The sequence below is a fragment of the Colwellia sp. BRX10-4 genome (genome assembly GCF_014077465.1).
In the GTDB taxonomy this organism is placed as follows: domain Bacteria; phylum Pseudomonadota; class Gammaproteobacteria; order Enterobacterales; family Alteromonadaceae; genus Colwellia_A.
The window spans coordinates 1-19,330 of sequence record NZ_JACGVZ010000038.1 but is presented as its reverse complement, the minus strand read 5'-3'; the positions used below and the strand labels follow the sequence as shown (position 1 = coordinate 19,330).

Genomic DNA, 19,330 nt, shown 5'->3' with positions numbered 1-19,330 from the left:
TAATCAACCCAGTAGCGATGGATGAAGGTTTACGCTTCGCTATCCGTGAAGGTGGTCGTACTGTTGGTGCTGGTGTTGTATCTAAAATCATCGCATAATTGCAGATTTTAGTTCTCACTAGAACTCAAAAAAAGACGCTTAGGCGTCTTTTTTTATGTCTAAATTTTAACGAAACTGTCAAAACAGTCAAAGTTGCCAATACAGAGCAGGTGTTAATAACTTAGCCGTTCAATGAGACTGTCTTAGCTTCATAGTTGACATCAAGTTATGAAAGGTCAGTGACCGCAATGAGCTGCAGGTTATTTCTATAGATTAAATATTATTGTATCTTGATAGATATAGGTTCTAACGTGTTGAATGTAGCAAAATTATAAATTGTCTCACCACAGTACTTAACGCGTTTAAGTTTGCAAGTAAACTGTCTAGGCTCTTAGCCATCTTTAAGGCACTTTTGACAGTATCAAAGCTAAGTCATTGGGTATTTTGTACATTTTTTGATACCCCTTCAGCGACAGATAATTGCTGAGTAACCGCTTTAGAATCTCATTAGTTTGTTATTGAAATTTCTTGATAATACACGGTATCTCGTTAAATATATTATGTACTTATTCGGTTAGTATTCGCTCGGTTTTACTTGATTTTTGTTATTATCCAAAACGGCTGCAGCCTTAGTTGCTGAAATTTTTAATTCATCAATGATTGATTCTATATTGCTAGTAGACTCTTTTATAGGCGTTCCTATACTAAGCACTTCCTCAGCGACAGAAGAAATACCTCTACCTTTTTCTCCAGCACTGTCAGCTTTATTAACAGCTGCATTGAGTGCTAAAAAATCCGTCTGATCGGCAATTGCTCTGATCATAGTGAGTACTACACCTAAAACTACCGATATGTTTGACCTTAAACTAACAACCACTTAAAGATTTAAAATGTAGAAATTAAATACTAACGCATACAGTGAATGAGTAATCACAACGTTAAATATAACCTAGGCACGCAACTTAAAGTCAATGTAAATACAAATACAAATACAAATACAAACGATAACTATTGTTATTTGTATTGATGTTTCTGTTATTTTTCGTTACTATTATTAAATCTTACGAACATACAACACTCAATATTAAACATAGGTAGGTAGGAAATAATGAATTTCGGTCCTGTACATAAAATAACAATAGCAATTTTATTAGCAAGTGCTTTAACGGCATGTGTAGACGATGGTGATGATGGCAAGGAAGGTCTTGCAGGTACTAATGGGGTCGAAGGTGCCGCTGGAATCTCAGGAGTTAGTAATTTTGTAACCCGAGAAGATGTCATTATTACTAATGCCAATATTGCTTATGCAGCATACTCTGATTCGTTGTTTGCAGCGATAACGTTACGTGATTCATTAGCTACATTTGTTGCTACTCCAACAAGTGCAAACTTTTTTACAGCTAAAGAATCGTGGAAAGCATCACGTGAACCTTACGGACAAACTGAAGTTTATCGTTTCCGTGGTGGTCCAATCGATACCAATGCCGATGGAAGCGAAGGTGGAGTTGAAGGCGCATTAAATGCTTGGCCTCTAGGTGAAGCTGTTATTGATTACATCGCTGGTCAAGTAGACGGTGATGACGGGATTGCAACGTTAGAAGGAACAAATATTATTGCAGGTACTGCAACAATTGATAAAGCTTTGCTAGAAGGTCTATTTGAAAAGAATGGTGATGCTGACGTAACTACTGGCTACCACGCCATAGAGTTTTTACTTTGGGGTCAAGATTTAAATGACGATTTAACTGGCGCAGGTGTCAGAGATAATACGCCAGGCCAACGACCAGTGAGTGATTACGCACTCGATGGCGCATGTACTTCGGGTGCAGGTAATACTATTACCGTAGTAACTTGTCAGCGTCGAGGTCAATACTTAATGCTTGCTGCAGATATTTTAATAGAAGATCTTAAAACTGTTGTTAATGCATGGGAGCCACAAAGTGGCAGCCATTATAAAACTTTTGTTGCAGGTGGTGACGAGTCACTAGGCCTTATACTCGAAGGTATGGGTCGTTTAAGTTACGGTGAATTGGGAAGCGAGCGTATAAATATCGCATTAATCAATAATTCACAGGAAGATGAGCATTCATGTTTTAGTGATAATACACACCGTGATATTTTCTTGAATGCAAAAGGTGTTCAGAATACATTTAATGCAAAATATACGCGTATTGACGGGGAAGTTATTGAAGGTGCATCTATTTATGACCTGTTAGTTACTGAAGGTGAACATGTGTTAGCGAATAAATTACGTGGTTCACTAGAAGCAACGATGTCGGCCGCAGCGGTTATTGATACAAAAGCAAAAATGGGTATACCATTTGATGTGTTAACAGCAACAGATATTGAACAGCCGAATGTTGTGGCGGTTATTGCAGGATTAGTAACTCAAACTGATGACATAGAACAAGTGATCGATGCACTTGGTGTTACGGCTGGTGATCTAAAACAAGATGGTAGTACAACTATTGAATAATCTGCAGTGTAAGCATTCTTCAAATATATATTAAATCATGGGCTCTTAAGGGCCCATCTCTAGCTTGAGTGACATAAAGAATTTAAGAGTAAAATGGTGACAGAATTGATGAAGAAAATCGTTGTATTGATATTAGCTACTAGTTTTTTAGGGGCATGTGGCGGTAGTTCTAAAAAAGCAGAGTCAGTCATCGTTTTACCACCAATACCCCCCGTTGTTCTTTTAGACCATAGTGGTTTAACACCGTTATCAGAAGATATTATTTTAATTGAAGAATATTTAACGGGTGGAGATGCAACTGTATTTGTGACTAATAAAGATGCTTTTGGCACTCGCCCCCAAATGATTAAAAGTAATTTTAAACAAGATGGCTTTTTTACGGCGGGTGATCACTTATTTAGGACTAAACATACCGATATCGGTCCATTGCTTAATAATTCCGCTTGCCAAAACTGTCATATCAGTGATGGACGTGGAGAGCTACCCTTGTCAAAAACAGAACCTATGTTAACGATGTTATTTAAACTTGCTGATGAAACTGGTGCAAAAGATCCCATTTATGGTGATCAATTACAGCCCTTTGCTGTACAAAGCTTTGATGGTGGTGATATTAATTTAGGATTGGCTGTTTATGACGGTTCATTAAATGGCAATGAATTAGTTGGAGAAGCAACACCATATATTGAATATGTAACATTGTCAGGACAATATCCTGACGGCAGTAGCTACCAATTACGTTCACCTGTTTATCGAATAAAAGATCTAAGTTTTGGTGAATTTATTGAGGGTATTCGCTTTTCTCCTCGATTAGCACCGGGAATACATGGCGTTGGTTTATTAGAGGCCATACCTGCTGAAAATATCTTAGCACTGGTCGACGTGTCAGATCATGATAATGATGGAATTTCTGGACGTCCATCTATGGTTACTGATGTAATAACTGGAGAGATGGCCCTAGGGCGTTTTACTTATAAAGCACAAAACCCATCAGTATTACAGCAAGCAGCATCTGCTTATCAAGGAGACATGGGTCTTACCACAAGTATATTTGTCAATGAACCTTGCTCTGAGCAACAGCTATCTTGTCACTTTATCGCTGAACAAGAAATAAAAACAGCAGATAAAACCGATGTTAGTAATAAAGAATTGGCGTTAGTTGAATTTTATAATCGATTACTAGGCGTTCCAGCTAGACGTGGTTACGATCCAAAGAGTGTAGAATGGGAAAGTAATATAGTAGAAGGTCGAAAGTTATTTTTTACGTCAAACTGTGTGGGATGTCATACGCCTAGGCATATTACAGGCTTAGCAGCGGGAAGTGTTTTAGGGCAATTAACCTTGTTATCCTTGGAGCCTAATGCTGAGCCCATTGAAGTGTTGTCTGAGCAAACAATTTTTCCTTATACCGACTTATTACTTCATGATATGGGGGGCTCTTGTGCAGTAACTCGTGAACTGATTAATGGGCAATCATGCACTAGTGGTGCTGAATGTGAATATGTGCAACGTTGCGAGGGGTTAGCCGATGATCTTATTCAAGGTGATGCTTCGGGTACAGAATGGAAGACTCCTCCTCTTTGGGGTATAGGTCTAGTGCAGACGGTTAACCCAGAAGCCACTTTTTTACATGATGGTCGGGCTAGAACAATCGAGGAAGCTATTCTTTGGCATGATGGTGAAGCACTAAACAGTAAAAATGCTTTTATGCAATTAAGCCAAATTGAGCGACAGCAGTTATTACAGTTTGTTGAGTCGTTGTGATGAGAAAAAACAAATCAGCTTTTTATCGAAGTGCAGCACTGATAAAAATATTGACGAAGTATCTGTTCTTTATAATTGTTATTTTTACTTTGGGTTGTTCAGAGAATAAAGCCCCTGATTTTCAGCAAAGCGAATTGGCTCCTGGTGGCACTATGACCGTCAAGCGATTGCAAAAGCAAAGCTATATTCACCCTGGAGCAGCCGTTACAGGCATGCAAAAATTAAATTTTTGGACGGGTTTTTCATTTTTTAGAGACCCATGGGTTGCTTCACCAAGTTCTACTAAATCTCGAGATGGGTTAGGACCATTATTTAATACACGGTCATGTATTAGTTGTCATGATGCAGGGAGTCGCGGGCCAATGCCAGTGGTTGGCGAAAGTATGCCATCTTTAGTGATAAAACTCGGTTTGCGTGATAATTTCCAAAATTTTAGTGACCATACGCCAGTATTAGTGGAGGGACTATCCTTGGTTGACCCAAATTATGGAGATCAAATTCAACCAAGGGGTATATTGTTCAGGCACTCTAAACTTGAACATGCACCAAAAGGCGAGGCACTAGTTGAACTTAGTTATCAGACTGTCTCTGGGTATTATAGTGATGGTACTGCCTATGAATTAAGTCAGCCTACATACCAACTGACTCACATGGCTTATGGTGAATTGGCTCCGCATATTGGTATGACTCCACGTTTTGCTCCTAATATTTTTGGCGCGGGTTTACTTGATGCTATTCATGTAGATGACCTACTTGTCCAAGAAGACAGTAACGACAATAACCAAGACGGCATTTCAGCTAAGTATAACCGGGTATTAAATGTTGCTACAGGTACTATAGATATTGGCCGATTTTCATTTAAGGCCAAACATCCTACTTTAGCCCAACAAGTTGGGGCTGCATTTCGCAATGATATTGGTATTACTAACAGCTTATTTCCAACGGAAAGTTGTACTGAGTCACAAGTCATTTGCCAAAAAACTGCGATTTTAGGTGAACCTTCAATCAATAATCGTCATCAGGAAGTTCCTATTGAAATTTCTGATAAATTATTCGCGTTAGTGGTCAGTTTTAATCAATTATTAGGTGTGCCGCCTGCTCGAAGTTTAGCCCAAGAAGAAGCCTTAAAAGGGCGTGAACATTTTTATCAAATGGGTTGCCAACAATGTCATACCCCAAGCTATAAAACCGATAAGAATTATCCGGTAGAGGTTTTAGCCAATCAACTTATTTGGCCGTATACCGATTTAGCATTACATGACATGGGCAAAAACTTAGCAGACAATGTCATAGAAGATGATGCGAATGGTCAAGAGTGGCGAACACCTCCTTTATGGGGGATTGGCCTGCAAAAGTCGACCACTAAACAGCAACGATTTTTACATGATGGCCGAGCTCATAGTATTAGTGAGGCAATTTTATGGCATGGTGGGGAAGCAGAAGCTGCGCAAAAAAAATTTACTCAGTTAACATCGAGCCAACGACAAAATTTAATAAAATTCTTAAAAGCCATTTAGCTTAATTCAATTTCAATTGAAAAATATCAGGAAATAACAATGAGAAATATCCAATCAATTAACTGTTTTTATCAGCAAGTATTACTTGTTGGCACACTCGTACTCGTTGGCTGTGGTGGTGGAAGTGAAAAGGAAATAATGCCAGTTACTCCAGTCTCGCCAACCATACCAACTAAGGCGAGTGGGACACTTGATGATCAGTTTACCTTGTGGCTAACCGATTTAAGTAACAAGGTTATCTTGCCTAACTATCAAACATTAGAGACTAAAGCCAAACAGTTTTCTGTTAGCAGTACAGCGTTTTGTCAACTCGATAATGCTAAGGCATCAGACCTAACCGAATTAAGAGTGGCTTGGCAGGAATTAAATGTAGCTTGGCAGAGTATTCAATGGTTAAAAATCGGACCTATTTTGCAGCATAATCGAAACTTTAGAATACAATTATGGCCTGACAGTAGAGGTTACGTTGTAAGGGATGTTGATAACTTCTTACTTACTCAAACTACCCTAGATGCCAATGCCATTGCTAAAAGTAGTGTCAGTGGTCAAGGTGTTCCTGCGCTAGAGTACTTGCTCTATCCTACAACAAATCAAGACTCGTTACTGAGCGCGAGTAATAAAAGTAAACGGTGTGAAGTGATGGTAGCGGTAAGCGACAATGTAACAACTATTAGTGGGGATGTTCTCGATGCATGGCAGGCAACTGGTGGGAATTATATCGCACAAGTAATTGGCGGCAACGGTGAATTTACTGGTGTTAAGGATGCAGTCGAAGAAATTGTCACTAATTGGCTAGAACAAGTTGAGCGAGTTAAAGACGAAAAAATGCTTCTGCCTTTTGCTTTAACTGCTCCTGGAAGCCCATCTGCTGCAGAGTTTTACCGCAGTGAACAATCACTAGTCAGCATTAAAACAAATGTACTATCATTTCAGCAAATATATAGCGCTGGCGGTGGCCATAGCTTTGAAAAAATACTTGTTGAATTTTTAGGTCAACACACCATTGCTGCACAGATGAACGATAGTATTACTGGAGCAATAACGGCAACTGAAGCCTTGTCTGGTTTATATACAGAATTACTCAGTAGTGATGAAGGTCGATTCATTATTGATAACAATATTCAAAAATTACGTGTTCTGCGCGATGTATTGTCTATCGATTTTATTCAAGCAACTGATATCAATATTGGTTTTAACTCAAATGATGGTGATTAAGCGTGCTGAAATTTCCTTTAACTCAAGTTGCTCTACTTTGTTCAATTTACTTGACCCAAATGACGTTGACTGCACAAGCTGCAGAGCTTGAAAGTAAAAAAGTGCAAGAGCAACAAAAACTAGCTAACAACCAACAAGAAAAACAGCTTGAAGTGATCAGTATTTTTGGCCAGCGGAATCAATTAGCAACCACAACGGGATCTGCTTTTGTGCTGGGTGAAGAAACGTTAGAGCAATTTGAATTTGATGATATTCATCGGGTATTACAGTCAGTTCCTGGGGTCTATATCAGAGAAGAAGATGGTTATGGGTTACGGCCCAATATTGGTTTACGTGGTGCAACGACAGAAAGGAGTAGTAAAGTTGCTATTATGGAAGATGGTATTCTTATTGCTCCAGCTCCCTATGCAGCACCTGCCGCCTATTATTTTCCATTAATGTCACGTATGAGTCAGGTCGAAGTATTTAAGGGCCCTTCAGCAATAAAGTATGGCCCAAATACAGTGGGTGGTGCAATTAATATGCTGTCACGTCCTATTAGTCGTGCTCAAGAACCGCTAGTAAAAATCGATTTAGCGCTTGGTCAAGACAACTACCAAAAAGCGCATGGTTATTTTAGTCAAACCGCTACGCTTGCTGGCTATGGAGAGTTAGGTTTTTTGATCGAAGGGCTAACGATTAATTCTGATGGCTTTAAAGCGCTAGATGGTGGTGGCGATACTGGTTTTAAAAAAAATGAGGTTATTTTCAAGGTCAACTTTGTTCCTAAAAATTCGCAGTATTATCAAATATGGCAGTTCAAAGGTGGTTATTCTGATGAAGTTTCAAATGAAACGTATTTAGGGTTAACGGATGAAGATTTTACTGAAAATACTGAACGTCGATACATAGCCAGTAAAAACGATAAAATGGATTGGGAGCATTATCAGTTTCAGCTATCTCATTATATTGAATTAGATGACCAAACTAGCTTTTATACCCAAGCTTACCATCGTGAGTTTGATCGAGATTGGGATAGATTAGATAGTTTTAATTCAAGTCGGAGTATGCAAACGATATTAACATCTCCCGAAACCGGTATTAATGCTTTATTTATGGAAATATTAAAGGGTGAACGAGATTCAGCCACATCGGAAGAAAACTTACTCTTTACGTTAAATGATCGCCGCTATTACTCACAAGGACTTGAGACTAAGTTACTGTGGGACAGCAAGTTGATGGGGGCTGATTTAGTACTCGATGCTGGCTTGCGTTTTCATCGAGATGAAGTCGAACGAAATCACCGTGCCGATCAATACTTTATGCAAAGAGATGAATTAGTTTTTGCCGATGAGCAACAGCAAACCACCACCCAAAATAAAGATAGCGCTACGGCGCTGGCGAGTTATGTAAATGCAAATGTAGATCTTGGCCAATTTAATATTACTGCAGGTGTGCGCGTTGAATATATTAAAGGTGAAAGTCATGACTATTTAACTGGTAAAAAGTTAACATCATCAGGCACGGTTGTTATGCCCGGCTTAGGTGTTTTTTACAAAATAGATGAAAGTCTTGGTTTATTACTTGGGGTTAACAAAGGTTATGTTCCAAATAGCCCAGGGCAGGGCGATAGTGTCAATCCAGAAGAGAGTTGGAATTATGAGTTTGGTGTACGTTATAGCCAGCAAGCGCTTAGAGCAGAAGTTATAGGTTTTTATAACGATTACAGTAACCTTAAGGGCACTTGTACGTTTTCAAGCGGTTGTGATCAAACACTAGATGAAGAATTTAATGCTGGCGAAGTAAACGTTTATGGCTTAGAAGCCAGCTTTACTACTGAATTTGAGTTAACCAAAGGATTGACGTTACCGATTAACGTAGCCTACACCCACACAGAGTCTGAATTTCAGAATAGTTTTCAATCAAACTTTTCCCAATGGGGCCGTGTTAAAAGTGGTGATGCCTTACCTTATTTACCCGAAAATCAAATAAGTATCGAAGTGGCACTTCAGCATGAAAATTGGCGTGCTGCCCTATTATTAAAACACGTAGAGGCAATGCAAGAAGCTGCCGGTGATAATACCGAACTTTCTGGATTATGGACTGATGAGCTACAACAGCTTGACTTTTCATCTTGGTATCTATTTTCTGATAATTTTAAAGCTTATCTGAAGATTGATAATTTAACCGATGAAACTGTTATTGTTTCTCGCCGGCCTTTTGGGGCTCGACCGGGTAAACCAAGACAAGCGACTACGGGTATAAAATTTACCTTCTAATGGATAAATTATCATGTCGTTAACGCGTCGACGTTTTTTGACCGCAACCGCAACCTTAGCTTGCACTGCTACCGGGCTATTTGCTTTCGTTTCTAGTAGCAAAGCTGAACAATATTGGTTGGTCAGTGCTGCTACAGATCATAATAATCAGCACTTTGTCTGTGCGGTTGATTTACAGGGTAATGAGATTAGCCGTATCTCTTTACCTGCACGTGGCCATGACGCTATTAATATTGAAGGTAAACCAGGTCGGGCAATAATTTTTGCACGACGACCTGGTCTTTATGCATTTGAAGTTGACTTTATTTCAGGACAAATAGTTCATCATATAAGGCCTGAGCAGGGTTATCATTTCTATGGTCACGGTGTGTTATCGACGAGAGAAAATACGTTATTGACCAGTGAAAATCACTTTGGCACGGGTAATGGTTTTATTGTTGAACGTGATGCAAGTAATTACCAAATAATTAATAGATATCCGTCAGGTGGCATTGGTCCTCACCAAATTGCGTTGATGTCTAATGATGAAACGTTAGCTATTGCCAATGGTGGCATTAAAACTCATCCTGATCAGCCAAGAAAAAAACTTAATATAGACTCGATGAAGCCCAACTTATCCTATTTAGATTTAGTTTCAGGAAAAATTATTGAGCAGCATCAACTCGATAACCCACAGTTGAGTATTAGGCACCTTGGTGTTAGTGCAAAAGATAAGGTTATTGCCGGCCTGCAGTACCAGGGAATTCGAACAGATCTTGTTCCTTTAGCGGTTTCTCATATACAAGGCTCTTCATTAAAGTATTTAAAAGCGTCAAAGCAGCAGTGGCGGTCGATGAATCAATATACGGCAAGTATCTGTGTTGACGATAATAATTCGTTAGTGGCAATAAGTTGTCCTCGCGCAGATATGATCACGTATTGGTCTTTAAATAATGATAGTTTTTTAGGTACTGAACGTTTATCTGACGGTGCTGGCCTTGCTTATACCGATAAGTTATTTGCAAGCAGTGGTAAAGGTCAAATTGCTGAACTTGCTAAAGGTAGCATCTCTTCATCAAGGCTTGCTTTTTCATTTAATCAGCTAAGGTGGGATAACCACTTACTAGCGATGAAAATCACCTAACGCAAATGCTAATTATTATTGTTTGCATTTGTAAAGAGTTTTGTTATCATTTTTAGGTTGATTAACCAATAAAGACGTTGCTTACTTGTTTGAATGCACCAATTTAATTGTGCGTTTTTTAACCATTTTTTTGTGTTACCTTCTCCAGATAAAACAATGTTTGCGCAAAGTATTGTTTTTATTAGGCTCTATGTAAATAGAGCCTATTTTTTTGTGCTCATTTTAACGTTGTGCTGAATCAGTCGGCACAAACGAGTTGTGTCTTCCTTGTCATACTTAAAGATAAAGCAGAGTTTATAGGTAGCTCTGTAAAGCCAGCGAGGAGATAAATAACTTTTTGTCCTTTTTCTGATAAATCTAATGCATGCTGAAAGTTAACCTGAATTGTTGAAGAAATACTTTGTGGATATTTATCAGCATCACGACGTATATATTCAATAAAATCAATATTAACGTTATTATCATAAAATACCGCATCGGCAAATTGCATTTCACGGTGAATTTGCAGTGTCAATTTATCTGGGTTACCTGTTTTTGTATGAACAAATACTATCTCACCCTGAGGAAGAGGAACTTCGTTTTTTAAACTCGTGATAAGCTGCTGTTCAGCATCTTGTATATTTCCTTGTAAGATATTTTCACCAATAGGACCTCTTAATACACTTTCCCAAAACGAGCGACGATTGCGAAGCCCTTTTACTCTCACTTTCACATGGTCTCTAAATTTAAAACAAAAATCGGCGAGTTTACCGTAGCCATTGGGTAGCGTTTTTTCAATTTGCTCTCTGAGCATTCTTAAGAGTATAGGAGCACTACCAGAGCTAGACATCGCAATGATCATCGGTGAGCGATCAATAATAGCTGGTGTGATATAAGTACATAGCTCTGGCTGGTCTACTACATTGGTAAGAAGATTAAAAGATTGCGACTCAGCTGCTACCGCTTTATTAACATCACTATCATCGGTAGCTGCAATGACTAAGTTAATCCCCGCCAAGTATCCACCTTTATAATTATGCGTTAGCCAGTGCAGTTTATGTATATCAATTAAGCGCTGAACACTAGGGGATAAACTTTCAGCCATTACGGTAATATTTGTCGTACTTTTTAGCAGTAGTTCAATTTTACGTGCGGCAACGTCACCGCCACCAACAATCATTGCTGATATGTTTTTAGCATCAAGGAAAATTGGAAAATATTTCATATAAATAACCTATATTGTCTTTAATCTGTGTATGAGCCTAAACAATTGCGTTAAGACGGTAATGATAAAAGTTTTTCACTGATGGCTAAGCCATTACTGTCGCCATAGATAAACTGTCCGGGAATAAAATGAATGCCAGCAAAAGCAATGGGAATATTTACTTCACCAATACCTAGTTTCTCAGTTTTAATTGGGCAGCACCCCAGTGCTTTAACACCTAAGTTGAGTGTGGCAATAGTACCTGCATCACGAATACAACCATTAATAACAATACCTTGCCAGCCGTTTTTAACCGCTTTTTCAGCAAGCATATCACCTAAAAGCGCATGAGTAATACTTGCTTTTCCATCTACAACCATCACTTTACCTTTACCATCGGTATCAACTAAGGCTTTAACTTTTGAATTGTCATTAAAACAATCAACAGTAACTATTTCCCCGTAGAATATTTTATCTTTGCCATAATCGGTAAATAGCGGTTGAGCCAATGTTAATGCGTCAGGGTAAATGTCATATAAATCAGGGAGAAGATCGAGCATCATAAGGTTCCTTAATAGACTAAGTAGGATATTTTACATTGTCTCAACACTCTAGCAGAAGTCTTTGTAGGTATTAACTAACAAATGCTAAACTAGTGAAAAATTTACAGTGAGCACCTCCCCATGCCTTGGATACAACTTCGCTTAAGTGCGAATGAAGACACATCAGAAAAATATAGTGATTGGTTAAGTGCTTGTGGCGCACAAGCCGTGACGTTTATCGACGCTCAAGATACCCCTATTTATGAGCCGCTTCCGGGTGATGAAGTTATCTACTGGCACAATACCGTGGTAATGGGCTTATTCGATGCCAGCCATGACATGGATAAAACAATTACTTATTTGAAAAGTATCCATCCAGATAAAAACAATATGGCTTACAAGTTAGAGCAACTGGAAGATAAAGATTGGGAAAGAGAGTGGATGGACAACTTCCATCCAATGAAATTCGGTGAGCGTTTATGGATTTGTCCAAGCTGGCGGGACGTACCTGACCCCGATGCAGTAAATGTTATGCTTGATCCAGGTTTAGCGTTTGGCACCGGCACCCATCCAACCACGGCATTATGTTTAATCTGGTTAGACGGATTAGATTTAGTGGGAAAAACTGTAGTTGATTTTGGTTGTGGTTCAGGAATTTTATCGCTGGCGGCACTCAAGTTAGGCGCTAAAAAAGTCATCGGTATTGATATCGACCCACAAGCATTACAAGCAAGTAAAGCAAATGCTGAACGCAACGGTATTGCAGACCGTTTAGAGCTTTTCTTACCAAAAGATCAGCCAAGTTTTAAAGCTGATGTGGTTGTTGCTAATATTTTAGCCGGACCATTACGTGAATTAGCACCAACGATTATTGAATTTGTTGCACCAAATGGTCACCTTGCACTGTCAGGTGTTTTAGAAGAACAGGCCAATGAACTGCAAAATATTTATAGTCATTGGTGTGATATGGATGCCATTGCTGTTCAAGATGAATGGGTTCGTCTTTCAGGTAAAAAAAATTAGTCAAAAACCCTGTTATTAATTGAGCAGTATTCGTTAGCTATTTGTACAAATTCTGCTCACATCAATAGTTTGCAAAAAGTCAATATTAAAAACGCAAAAAAAAGCAAGAATTGTTCAATTTATATGCTTTTCAATTCCCTTAAAAACACGTAAACTTAGCGCCCTTTTGAATAGTAGCTCAAAAAAACAGCAACATGAATATAGGTTCGTATACTTTATCAAGTAATGTAATGCTTGCTCCAATGGCCGGAATAACCGACCAACCTTTTCGACAACTGTGTTGTCAAATGGGAGCAGGGTTAGCCGTGTCAGAAATGATTTCGTCTAATCCCAAAGTATGGCATACCGAAAAATCTAAGCGACGAAGTATTCATAGTGAATTTGCAGGTATTCGTTCGGTACAAATTGCCGGTTCAGATCCTGAAGAGTTAGCGTTTGCTGCTAAAGTTAATGTTGAAAATGGCGCACAAATTATAGATATTAATATGGGCTGTCCTGCTAAAAAGGTCAATAAAAAGCTCGCGGGTTCTGCATTATTAAAAGAACCTAAATTAGTTGAAGAAATAGTGCGAAGTGTTGTTGATGCGGTAAACGTGCCAGTAACACTTAAAATTCGTACCGGCTGGTGTGAGAACACTCGCAACGGCATTGAAATTGCTAAAATTGCTGAGCACAACGGTATTCAGTCTTTAGTCGTTCATGGTCGCACCCGTAATGATTTTTATAAAGGGGATGCGGAATACGAAACGATAAAAGCCATCAAGCAAGCGGTTAGTATTCCCGTTGTGGCTAATGGCGATATTACCAGCGCAATCAAAGCGGCGCAGGTATTAAATTTTACTGGGGCTGATGCCGTAATGGTGGGTCGTGGTGCCCAAGGGAAACCTTGGATTTTTCGAGAGATTAATCATTTCTTGAAAACGGGTGAACATTTGTCTGCCCCCTCATTGGAAGAGATTTGTCCGATAGTTATTGGGCATGTAAAGGACTTACACAACTTTTACGGTGACTTTATGGGTGTTCGTTTTGCTCGTAAGCACGTTGCTTGGTATATGCTCGCGTATGACCAAGAGAAAAAATTTCGTTCTGTTTTTAATGCGTTAGAGTCATCTACCGATCAACTTGATGCATTAGAACTGTATTTTGATAATTTAAATTAACTAGAAAGAGTCTGAACTTTATGTTTGAACAAAATATTTCATCACCATTCGTTACTGGCAAGATCCAAACTCAAGCTGAGTATTCTCCATTACGTACTCAAGCTAAACAAGCTATCAGTAACTACTTATCGCAATTAAATGGTAATGATGTAGATGATATGTACGACCTTGTACTTTCTGAAATCGAAGCGCCAATGTTAGAAGAAGTTATGAAGTATACGCGCGGTAACCAAACACGTGCAGCTAACTTGTTAGGTATCAATCGCGGTACTTTACGTAAGAAGCTTAAAAAATACGGCATGAACTAAAAAATAGACAGGTTGTCCCTGTCAATCGAAAGCACCCTAGGGTGCTTTCTTTATTTCTAGCTAAGGGGTTTTCTTCAGCTAGCTACTCATTACTGAGTAAAAAATTTATTTTAAAAAATCACTGCCAAGGACAAATGTCAACGGCCAGACAATTAAACTAACTTTAAGGTTAACAATAAAGCAATGGATACTCCACGCCCAATCAAACGTGCATTATTAAGTGTTTCTGATAAAACAGGTATTGTCGATTTCGCTCGTAGTTTAGCGCAAAAAGGTGTTGATATTTTATCAACCGGCGGCACAGCAAAATTATTAGCTGATAATGGTATACAAGTTACTGAAGTTTCTAAATACACAGGTCACCCTGAAATTATGGACGGTCGTGTTAAAACACTTCATCCAAAAGTTCATGGCGGAATTTTAGCGCGCCGTGGTATGGATGAAGCCGTTATGGCTGAAAACGATATTAGCGCGATTGATCTTGTTGTCGTTAACCTTTACCCATTTGCTAACGCAGTTAGTGATGAAAACTGTAGCTTAGAAAACGCGATTGAGAATATTGATATCGGTGGACCCACTATGGTTCGTGCAGCGGCAAAAAATCATAAAGACGTGACGATTATTGTTAATGCTCACGATTACGAGCGCGTATTAGCAGAAATGAATAGTAACGATGATTCATTAATGTATAACACACGCTTTGACTTAGCTATTGCTGCCTATGAACATACTGCAGCTTACGACGGTATGATCGCAAATTACTTTGGCAAAATGCTTAGTGCGCGAAGCGGTGAAAAAAGCGAAGTTAACTTTAAAGAAAAAAACAAATTTCCACGCACCTTTAACAGTCAGTTTATTAAAACTGAAGATTTACGTTACGGTGAAAACTCACATCAAGATGCTGCTTTTTATGTCGAAGCAAATCCTGAAGAAGCATCGGTTTCAACGGCTAAGCAATTACAAGGCAAAGCGCTTTCTTATAACAATATAGCTGACACGGATGCCGCTTTAGAATGTGTTAAAGAATTTGATGAGCCGGCGTGTGTTATCGTTAAACATGCTAACCCTTGTGGTGTTTCTATTGGTGACAATATCTTAGCCGCTTACGAAGGTGCTTACCGTACAGATCCTACTTCAGCATTTGGTGGCATTATTGCCTTCAACCGTGAATTAGATGCCGACACCGCAGAAGCTATTGTTTCTCGCCAGTTTGTCGAAGTTATTATCGCGCCAAGTGTTTCAGAGGCTGCGGCACAAATTGTTGCTGCTAAACCTAACTTACGTTTATTAGCCTGTGGTGAATGGTCGACCAAAACTACCGGTTTTGATCTTAAACGTGTTAACGGTGGCTTATTGGTTCAAGACAGAGACCAAGGCAAAGTGACCAGCGATGATTTGAAAGTTGTTACTAAACGTCAACCAACCGCTGATGAAATGCGTGACTTACAATTCTGTTGGAAAGTAGCGAAATACGTGAAATCTAATGCGATTGTTTACGTTAAAAATAGCATGACTATTGGTGTCGGTGCCGGTCAAATGAGCCGAGTTTACTCTGCTAAAGTTGCTGGTATCAAAGCTGCAGATGAAAACCTAGAAGTTAAAGGTTCAGTCATGGCATCTGATGCATTCTTTCCATTTCGTGATGGTTTAGATGCTGCCGCTGAAGCGGGTATTACTGCTGTTATTCAACCGGGCGGTTCTATGCGTGATAATGAAGTTATTGCCGCTGCCGATGAACATAACATAGCTATGGTGTTCACCGGAATGCGCCACTTCCGCCATTAAGTCGGTTTGCTTGTTGTTGGTTAAATAAAATTATTCGTTGGGAGTGCTCACGTAGGTAACCTACGCTTCACGCTTCCGCTTTTAATTTTCACTAACCCGCTTAAAGCATTTCCAATTAACGGTTTATTAGCCTTGTTGATAAAATGTTACACTTCAACAAGGTTAAATGCCTTTCTTTTATCCTCCTTATCTGTTTCTTCTTTTAAAATCTGCTATAACATGTCGAGTTAACCTTTATTCTTGATATGGAAAAGCAAATGAAAACAATAAAAACCTTATTATCAGCTTCAATCATCAGCCTGTCATTAGCCAGTGTTTCTTACGCTGATCAAGCCATGCAACCTATGGCTAATACACAGTTAGCCCAAGCGGTTGCTAGTGAACATAGATCAGCAGCTAATAAAATACGTGATGAATATCGTCATCCACAACAAACCTTAGAATTTTTTGGTTTTAATTCATCAATGACTGTTGTTGAGATAACACCTGGTGGTGGTTGGTACACTGAAATTTTAGCCCCTGCGTTAAAAGGCAAAGGAAAGTTAATCGGTGCTCATTACCCTGATACCGGTGAAGACAACTATTACAGTAATTCCCGTAAAAAGTTAGTAAAAAAATTGGCTAGTCATGAGATGTTTAGTGAAGTTGAACTCTCTAACTTTGTGCCTAAGAAAGCCAGTGAATTAGCCCCCGCTGGTACTGCCGATATGGTACTGACTTTTCGTAATTTACATAACTGGGGAGAAGAAGGTGTAAGCCAAGTCTTTATTGATGCCTTTAAGGCATTAAAAACCGGTGGTATTTTAGGTGTCGTTGAACATCGCTTACCAAAAGGTGCAACAGCTAACGATATGAATAGCGGCTATGTTTCTGTGGAGACGACAATTGCACAAGCTGAAGCTGCTGGATTTACTTTTATTGCCAGTAGTGAAGTAAATGCTAATGCTAAAGACATAGCAAGTTATGAAAAAGGTGTCTGGACATTACCCCCGTCACTTGCATTAAAAGATAAAGATAGAGAAAAATATCTGGTTATCGGTGAAAGTGATCGAATGACTTTAAAATTTGCAAAAGTAGCTAAATAATCTTAAGACTTGCGCCATAACTTCCCTTATAATGGCGCAAGTTTTTTAGCATATTTTCTAGCAAATAAAGTAGGGTTAAGTTAAATGAATGTTTTAGTAATAGGTAGTGGTGGTCGTGAACATGCACTCGCATGGAAAGCTGCGCAATCATCACAAGTAGAAAAAGTATTTGTTGCACCAGGTAATGCCGGTTCAGCAACAGAAAATAAAGTAGAAAATGTTGCCATATCCGCTGGCGATACTGCTGCACTAGTCAACTTTGCTAAAACTCAAAACATTACCCTAACGATTGTAGGCCCAGAGCAACCACTTGTAGACGGGGTTGTTGATGCTTTTCAAGCCGAGGGGTTAACTATTTTTGGTCCAAGTGCTAAAGCGTCACAACTTGAAGGTTCAAAAGCATTTACTAAAGACTTCTTAGCTCGTCACAACATTCCTACAGGCTGGTACCAAAACTTTACTGAAATAGAAGCTGCGTTAGCTTATGTTCGTGAAAAAGGCGCACCTATTGTTATTAAAGCTGATGGCTTAGCAGCTGGTAAAGGCGTTATTGTCGCAATGACATTGCCAGAAGCTGAAGACGCTATTAAAGATATGCTCGCTGGTAATGCTTTTGGAGATGCAGGGCATCGTGTTGTCATCGAAGAATTTTTAGATGGTGAAGAAGCGAGCTTTATTGTAATGGTTGATGGCAAAAATGTTTTAGCCATGGCAACAAGTCAAGATCATAAGCGTGCTTATAATAATGACGAAGGACCAAATACAGGTGGAATGGGGGCTTATTCACCAGCGCCAGTAGTTACCGCTGAACTTCATCAACGTATTATGGATGAAGTCATATATCCTACAGTACAGGGTATGGCTAAAGAAGATGCCCCTTATACCGGTTTCTTATATGCTGGCTTGATGATAGATGCGACAGGTACGCCAAAAGTGATTGAATACAACTGTCGATTTGGTGATCCAGAAACACAACCTATTATGATGCGTTTAAAGTCTGATATTGTTGAATTATGCTTACTGGCTTGTGCTGGTAAGTTAGATACAGCGACTATTGATTTTGATCCACGTCCAGCTGTAGGCGTAGTATTAGCGGCCGGCGGTTATCCTGGCACTTACGCCAAAGGTAAAGTGATTTCAGGTTTAGAAACTAACCAGCATCCAGACAGAAAAACTTTCCATGCGGGCACCACTGAAATTAATGGTGAGATAGTGACGGCTGGCGGTCGAGTGCTTTGTGCTACTGCATTAGGCGAAACGGTTACACAAGCCCAAAAATCTGCGTATGCTTTATTACACGAAATAAGCTGGGAAGAAGTACAATTTAGAACAGATATTGCCTATCGTGCCATCGCCAGAGAACAAAGTTAACTTATACTTTTTAAGTGTTGAAATGAAAGCCTCTTTTAAGAGGCTTTTTTATTAGCTAAAATCGACGAATATCTCAAGATCTCCTAGAGTAAACTGAAATGATCCTTGTTAGGCTTTGTTTAGTTAGAACTGATAAAAAATTAATAATTACTGTATTAGCTTTAATAAAGCTCAATAACAACGCGGTATGTATGTTAATTGACCGAACGATCGATTATTTCAAATATATGACAAAAAAGGGTTGACGCCCAGCGAGAAATGTCTAGAATGCGCTCCAGTTCCAAGGGGTAACCCAAACGAACGTTTTGATAAGTTATCTACATCACTTTAGGGTAAAGTAGTTAACTTAACGTTTTATAGATAAGGTTTGAATCTTCGAAAAGAAACTTCAAATTAAATTAAATAAAACGTTGACATCAAAACTGAGAAGCGTATCATGCGCATCTCGCTTCAGGCAAGGCCTGCAGCAACGGAGCAACGCTCC

Annotated in this window: 16 protein-coding genes; 13 read left to right on the top strand and 3 right to left on the bottom strand. The window is 39.1% G+C overall.

Features of this window, described 5'->3' with window-relative positions; all coding sequences use genetic code 11:
- Positions 1–98: hypothetical protein (locus H4J67_RS18620; protein WP_220471634.1), on the top strand; the 98-nt coding region annotated here is incomplete at its 5' end.
- 515 nt (positions 99–613) lie between these two features.
- Here H4J67_RS18620 and H4J67_RS18615 read toward each other — a convergent pair.
- A complete protein-coding gene (locus H4J67_RS18615; RefSeq protein ID WP_182170919.1) occupies positions 614–862 on the bottom strand; it encodes a methyl-accepting chemotaxis protein in 249 nt (82 codons plus the stop codon).
- 285 nt (positions 863–1,147) lie between these two features.
- Here H4J67_RS18615 and H4J67_RS18610 point away from each other — a divergent pair, with 285 nt between their 5' ends.
- From H4J67_RS18610 to H4J67_RS18585, 6 genes are all read left to right on the top strand, one after another.
- Positions 1,148–2,515, top strand: coding sequence for an imelysin family protein (locus H4J67_RS18610; protein ID WP_182170917.1), 1,368 nt, complete (start codon positions 1,148–1,150; stop codon positions 2,513–2,515).
- 108 nt (positions 2,516–2,623) lie between these two features.
- Positions 2,624–4,276 (top strand): di-heme oxidoredictase family protein, encoded by a 1,653-nt coding sequence (locus H4J67_RS18605; RefSeq protein ID WP_182170914.1) that lies wholly within the window; start codon positions 2,624–2,626, stop codon positions 4,274–4,276.
- The gene (locus H4J67_RS18600) at positions 4,276–5,793 is read left to right on the top strand and encodes a di-heme oxidoredictase family protein (protein ID WP_182170925.1); all 1,518 of its coding nucleotides are present in this window, start codon (positions 4,276–4,278) and stop codon (positions 5,791–5,793) included. The genes H4J67_RS18605 and H4J67_RS18600 overlap by 1 nt, the downstream gene beginning before the upstream one ends.
- A gap of 39 nt (positions 5,794–5,832) precedes the next feature.
- The gene (locus H4J67_RS18595; RefSeq protein WP_182170911.1) at positions 5,833–7,008 is read left to right on the top strand and encodes an imelysin family protein; all 1,176 of its coding nucleotides are present in this window, start codon (positions 5,833–5,835) and stop codon (positions 7,006–7,008) included.
- 2 nt (positions 7,009–7,010) lie between these two features.
- Positions 7,011–9,266 carry a TonB-dependent receptor domain-containing protein gene (locus H4J67_RS18590; RefSeq protein WP_182204654.1) on the top strand — a complete coding sequence of 752 codons (2,256 nt, stop codon included), beginning with the start codon at positions 7,011–7,013 and terminating at the stop codon, positions 9,264–9,266.
- Between the two features lie 13 nt (positions 9,267–9,279).
- Positions 9,280–10,389: a DUF1513 domain-containing protein gene (locus tag H4J67_RS18585; protein ID WP_182204652.1), complete on the top strand. Its 1,110-nt coding sequence runs from the start codon at positions 9,280–9,282 to the stop codon at positions 10,387–10,389.
- A 238-nt stretch (positions 10,390–10,627) separates the two neighbouring features.
- On the opposite strand, the gene H4J67_RS18580 is transcribed toward H4J67_RS18585, so the two are convergent.
- Complete coding sequence (locus tag H4J67_RS18580; protein WP_182170902.1) at positions 10,628–11,593, bottom strand: bifunctional precorrin-2 dehydrogenase/sirohydrochlorin ferrochelatase; 966 nt, start codon at positions 11,591–11,593, stop codon at positions 10,628–10,630.
- Between the two features lie 50 nt (positions 11,594–11,643).
- A complete protein-coding gene (locus H4J67_RS18575) occupies positions 11,644–12,132 on the bottom strand; it encodes a putative 4-hydroxy-4-methyl-2-oxoglutarate aldolase (RefSeq protein ID WP_182170922.1) in 489 nt (162 codons plus the stop codon).
- Positions 12,133–12,255: 123 nt separating this feature from the next.
- On the opposite strand from H4J67_RS18575, the gene prmA reads away from it, so the two are divergent.
- The 6 genes from prmA (at position 12,256) to purD (ending at position 18,846) form a co-directional block, all read left to right on the top strand.
- Positions 12,256–13,137: a 50S ribosomal protein L11 methyltransferase gene (gene prmA / locus H4J67_RS18570; protein ID WP_182170899.1), complete on the top strand. Its 882-nt coding sequence runs from the start codon at positions 12,256–12,258 to the stop codon at positions 13,135–13,137.
- Positions 13,138–13,331: 194 nt separating this feature from the next.
- The gene (gene dusB / locus H4J67_RS18565; RefSeq protein ID WP_070375037.1) at positions 13,332–14,297 is read left to right on the top strand and encodes a tRNA dihydrouridine synthase DusB; all 966 of its coding nucleotides are present in this window, start codon (positions 13,332–13,334) and stop codon (positions 14,295–14,297) included.
- 20 nt (positions 14,298–14,317) lie between these two features.
- Positions 14,318–14,605: a DNA-binding transcriptional regulator Fis gene (gene fis / locus H4J67_RS18560; RefSeq protein WP_070375036.1), complete on the top strand. Its 288-nt coding sequence runs from the start codon at positions 14,318–14,320 to the stop codon at positions 14,603–14,605.
- Between the two features lie 183 nt (positions 14,606–14,788).
- Positions 14,789–16,390 carry a bifunctional phosphoribosylaminoimidazolecarboxamide formyltransferase/IMP cyclohydrolase gene (gene purH / locus H4J67_RS18555; protein ID WP_182170896.1) on the top strand — a complete coding sequence of 534 codons (1,602 nt, stop codon included), beginning with the start codon at positions 14,789–14,791 and terminating at the stop codon, positions 16,388–16,390.
- Positions 16,391–16,647: 257 nt separating this feature from the next.
- A complete protein-coding gene (locus H4J67_RS18550; protein ID WP_182170893.1) occupies positions 16,648–17,475 on the top strand; it encodes a class I SAM-dependent methyltransferase in 828 nt (275 codons plus the stop codon).
- An 84-nt stretch (positions 17,476–17,559) separates the two neighbouring features.
- Positions 17,560–18,846, top strand: a complete 1,287-nt coding sequence (gene purD / locus H4J67_RS18545) for a phosphoribosylamine--glycine ligase (RefSeq protein ID WP_182170890.1) — start codon at positions 17,560–17,562, stop codon at positions 18,844–18,846.
- Positions 18,847–19,330: the final 484 nt, after the last annotated feature.

What these genes read in the sequence shown, in the direction of transcription:
- H4J67_RS18605 (WP_182170914.1), top strand. Translation starts at nt 2,624, where the DNA reads ATGAAGAAAATCGTTGTATTGATATTAGCTACTAGTTTTTTAGGGGCA.
- H4J67_RS18585 (WP_182204652.1), top strand. Translation starts at nt 9,280, where the DNA reads ATGTCGTTAACGCGTCGACGTTTTTTGACCGCAACCGCAACCTTAGCT.
- H4J67_RS18575 (WP_182170922.1), bottom strand. Translation starts at nt 12,132, where the DNA reads ATGCTCGATCTTCTCCCTGATTTATATGACATTTACCCTGACGCATTA.
- fis (WP_070375036.1), top strand. Translation starts at nt 14,318, where the DNA reads ATGTTTGAACAAAATATTTCATCACCATTCGTTACTGGCAAGATCCAA.
- H4J67_RS18580 (WP_182170902.1), bottom strand. Translation starts at nt 11,593, where the DNA reads ATGAAATATTTTCCAATTTTCCTTGATGCTAAAAACATATCAGCAATG.
- purD (WP_182170890.1), top strand. Translation starts at nt 17,560, where the DNA reads ATGAATGTTTTAGTAATAGGTAGTGGTGGTCGTGAACATGCACTCGCA.
- purH (WP_182170896.1), top strand. Translation starts at nt 14,789, where the DNA reads ATGGATACTCCACGCCCAATCAAACGTGCATTATTAAGTGTTTCTGAT.
- H4J67_RS18600 (WP_182170925.1), top strand. Translation starts at nt 4,276, where the DNA reads ATGAGAAAAAACAAATCAGCTTTTTATCGAAGTGCAGCACTGATAAAA.
- H4J67_RS18615 (WP_182170919.1), bottom strand. Translation starts at nt 862, where the DNA reads ATGATCAGAGCAATTGCCGATCAGACGGATTTTTTAGCACTCAATGCA.
- dusB (WP_070375037.1), top strand. Translation starts at nt 13,332, where the DNA reads ATGAATATAGGTTCGTATACTTTATCAAGTAATGTAATGCTTGCTCCA.
- prmA (WP_182170899.1), top strand. Translation starts at nt 12,256, where the DNA reads ATGCCTTGGATACAACTTCGCTTAAGTGCGAATGAAGACACATCAGAA.
- H4J67_RS18595 (WP_182170911.1), top strand. Translation starts at nt 5,833, where the DNA reads ATGAGAAATATCCAATCAATTAACTGTTTTTATCAGCAAGTATTACTT.
- H4J67_RS18550 (WP_182170893.1), top strand. Translation starts at nt 16,648, where the DNA reads ATGAAAACAATAAAAACCTTATTATCAGCTTCAATCATCAGCCTGTCA.
- H4J67_RS18610 (WP_182170917.1), top strand. Translation starts at nt 1,148, where the DNA reads ATGAATTTCGGTCCTGTACATAAAATAACAATAGCAATTTTATTAGCA.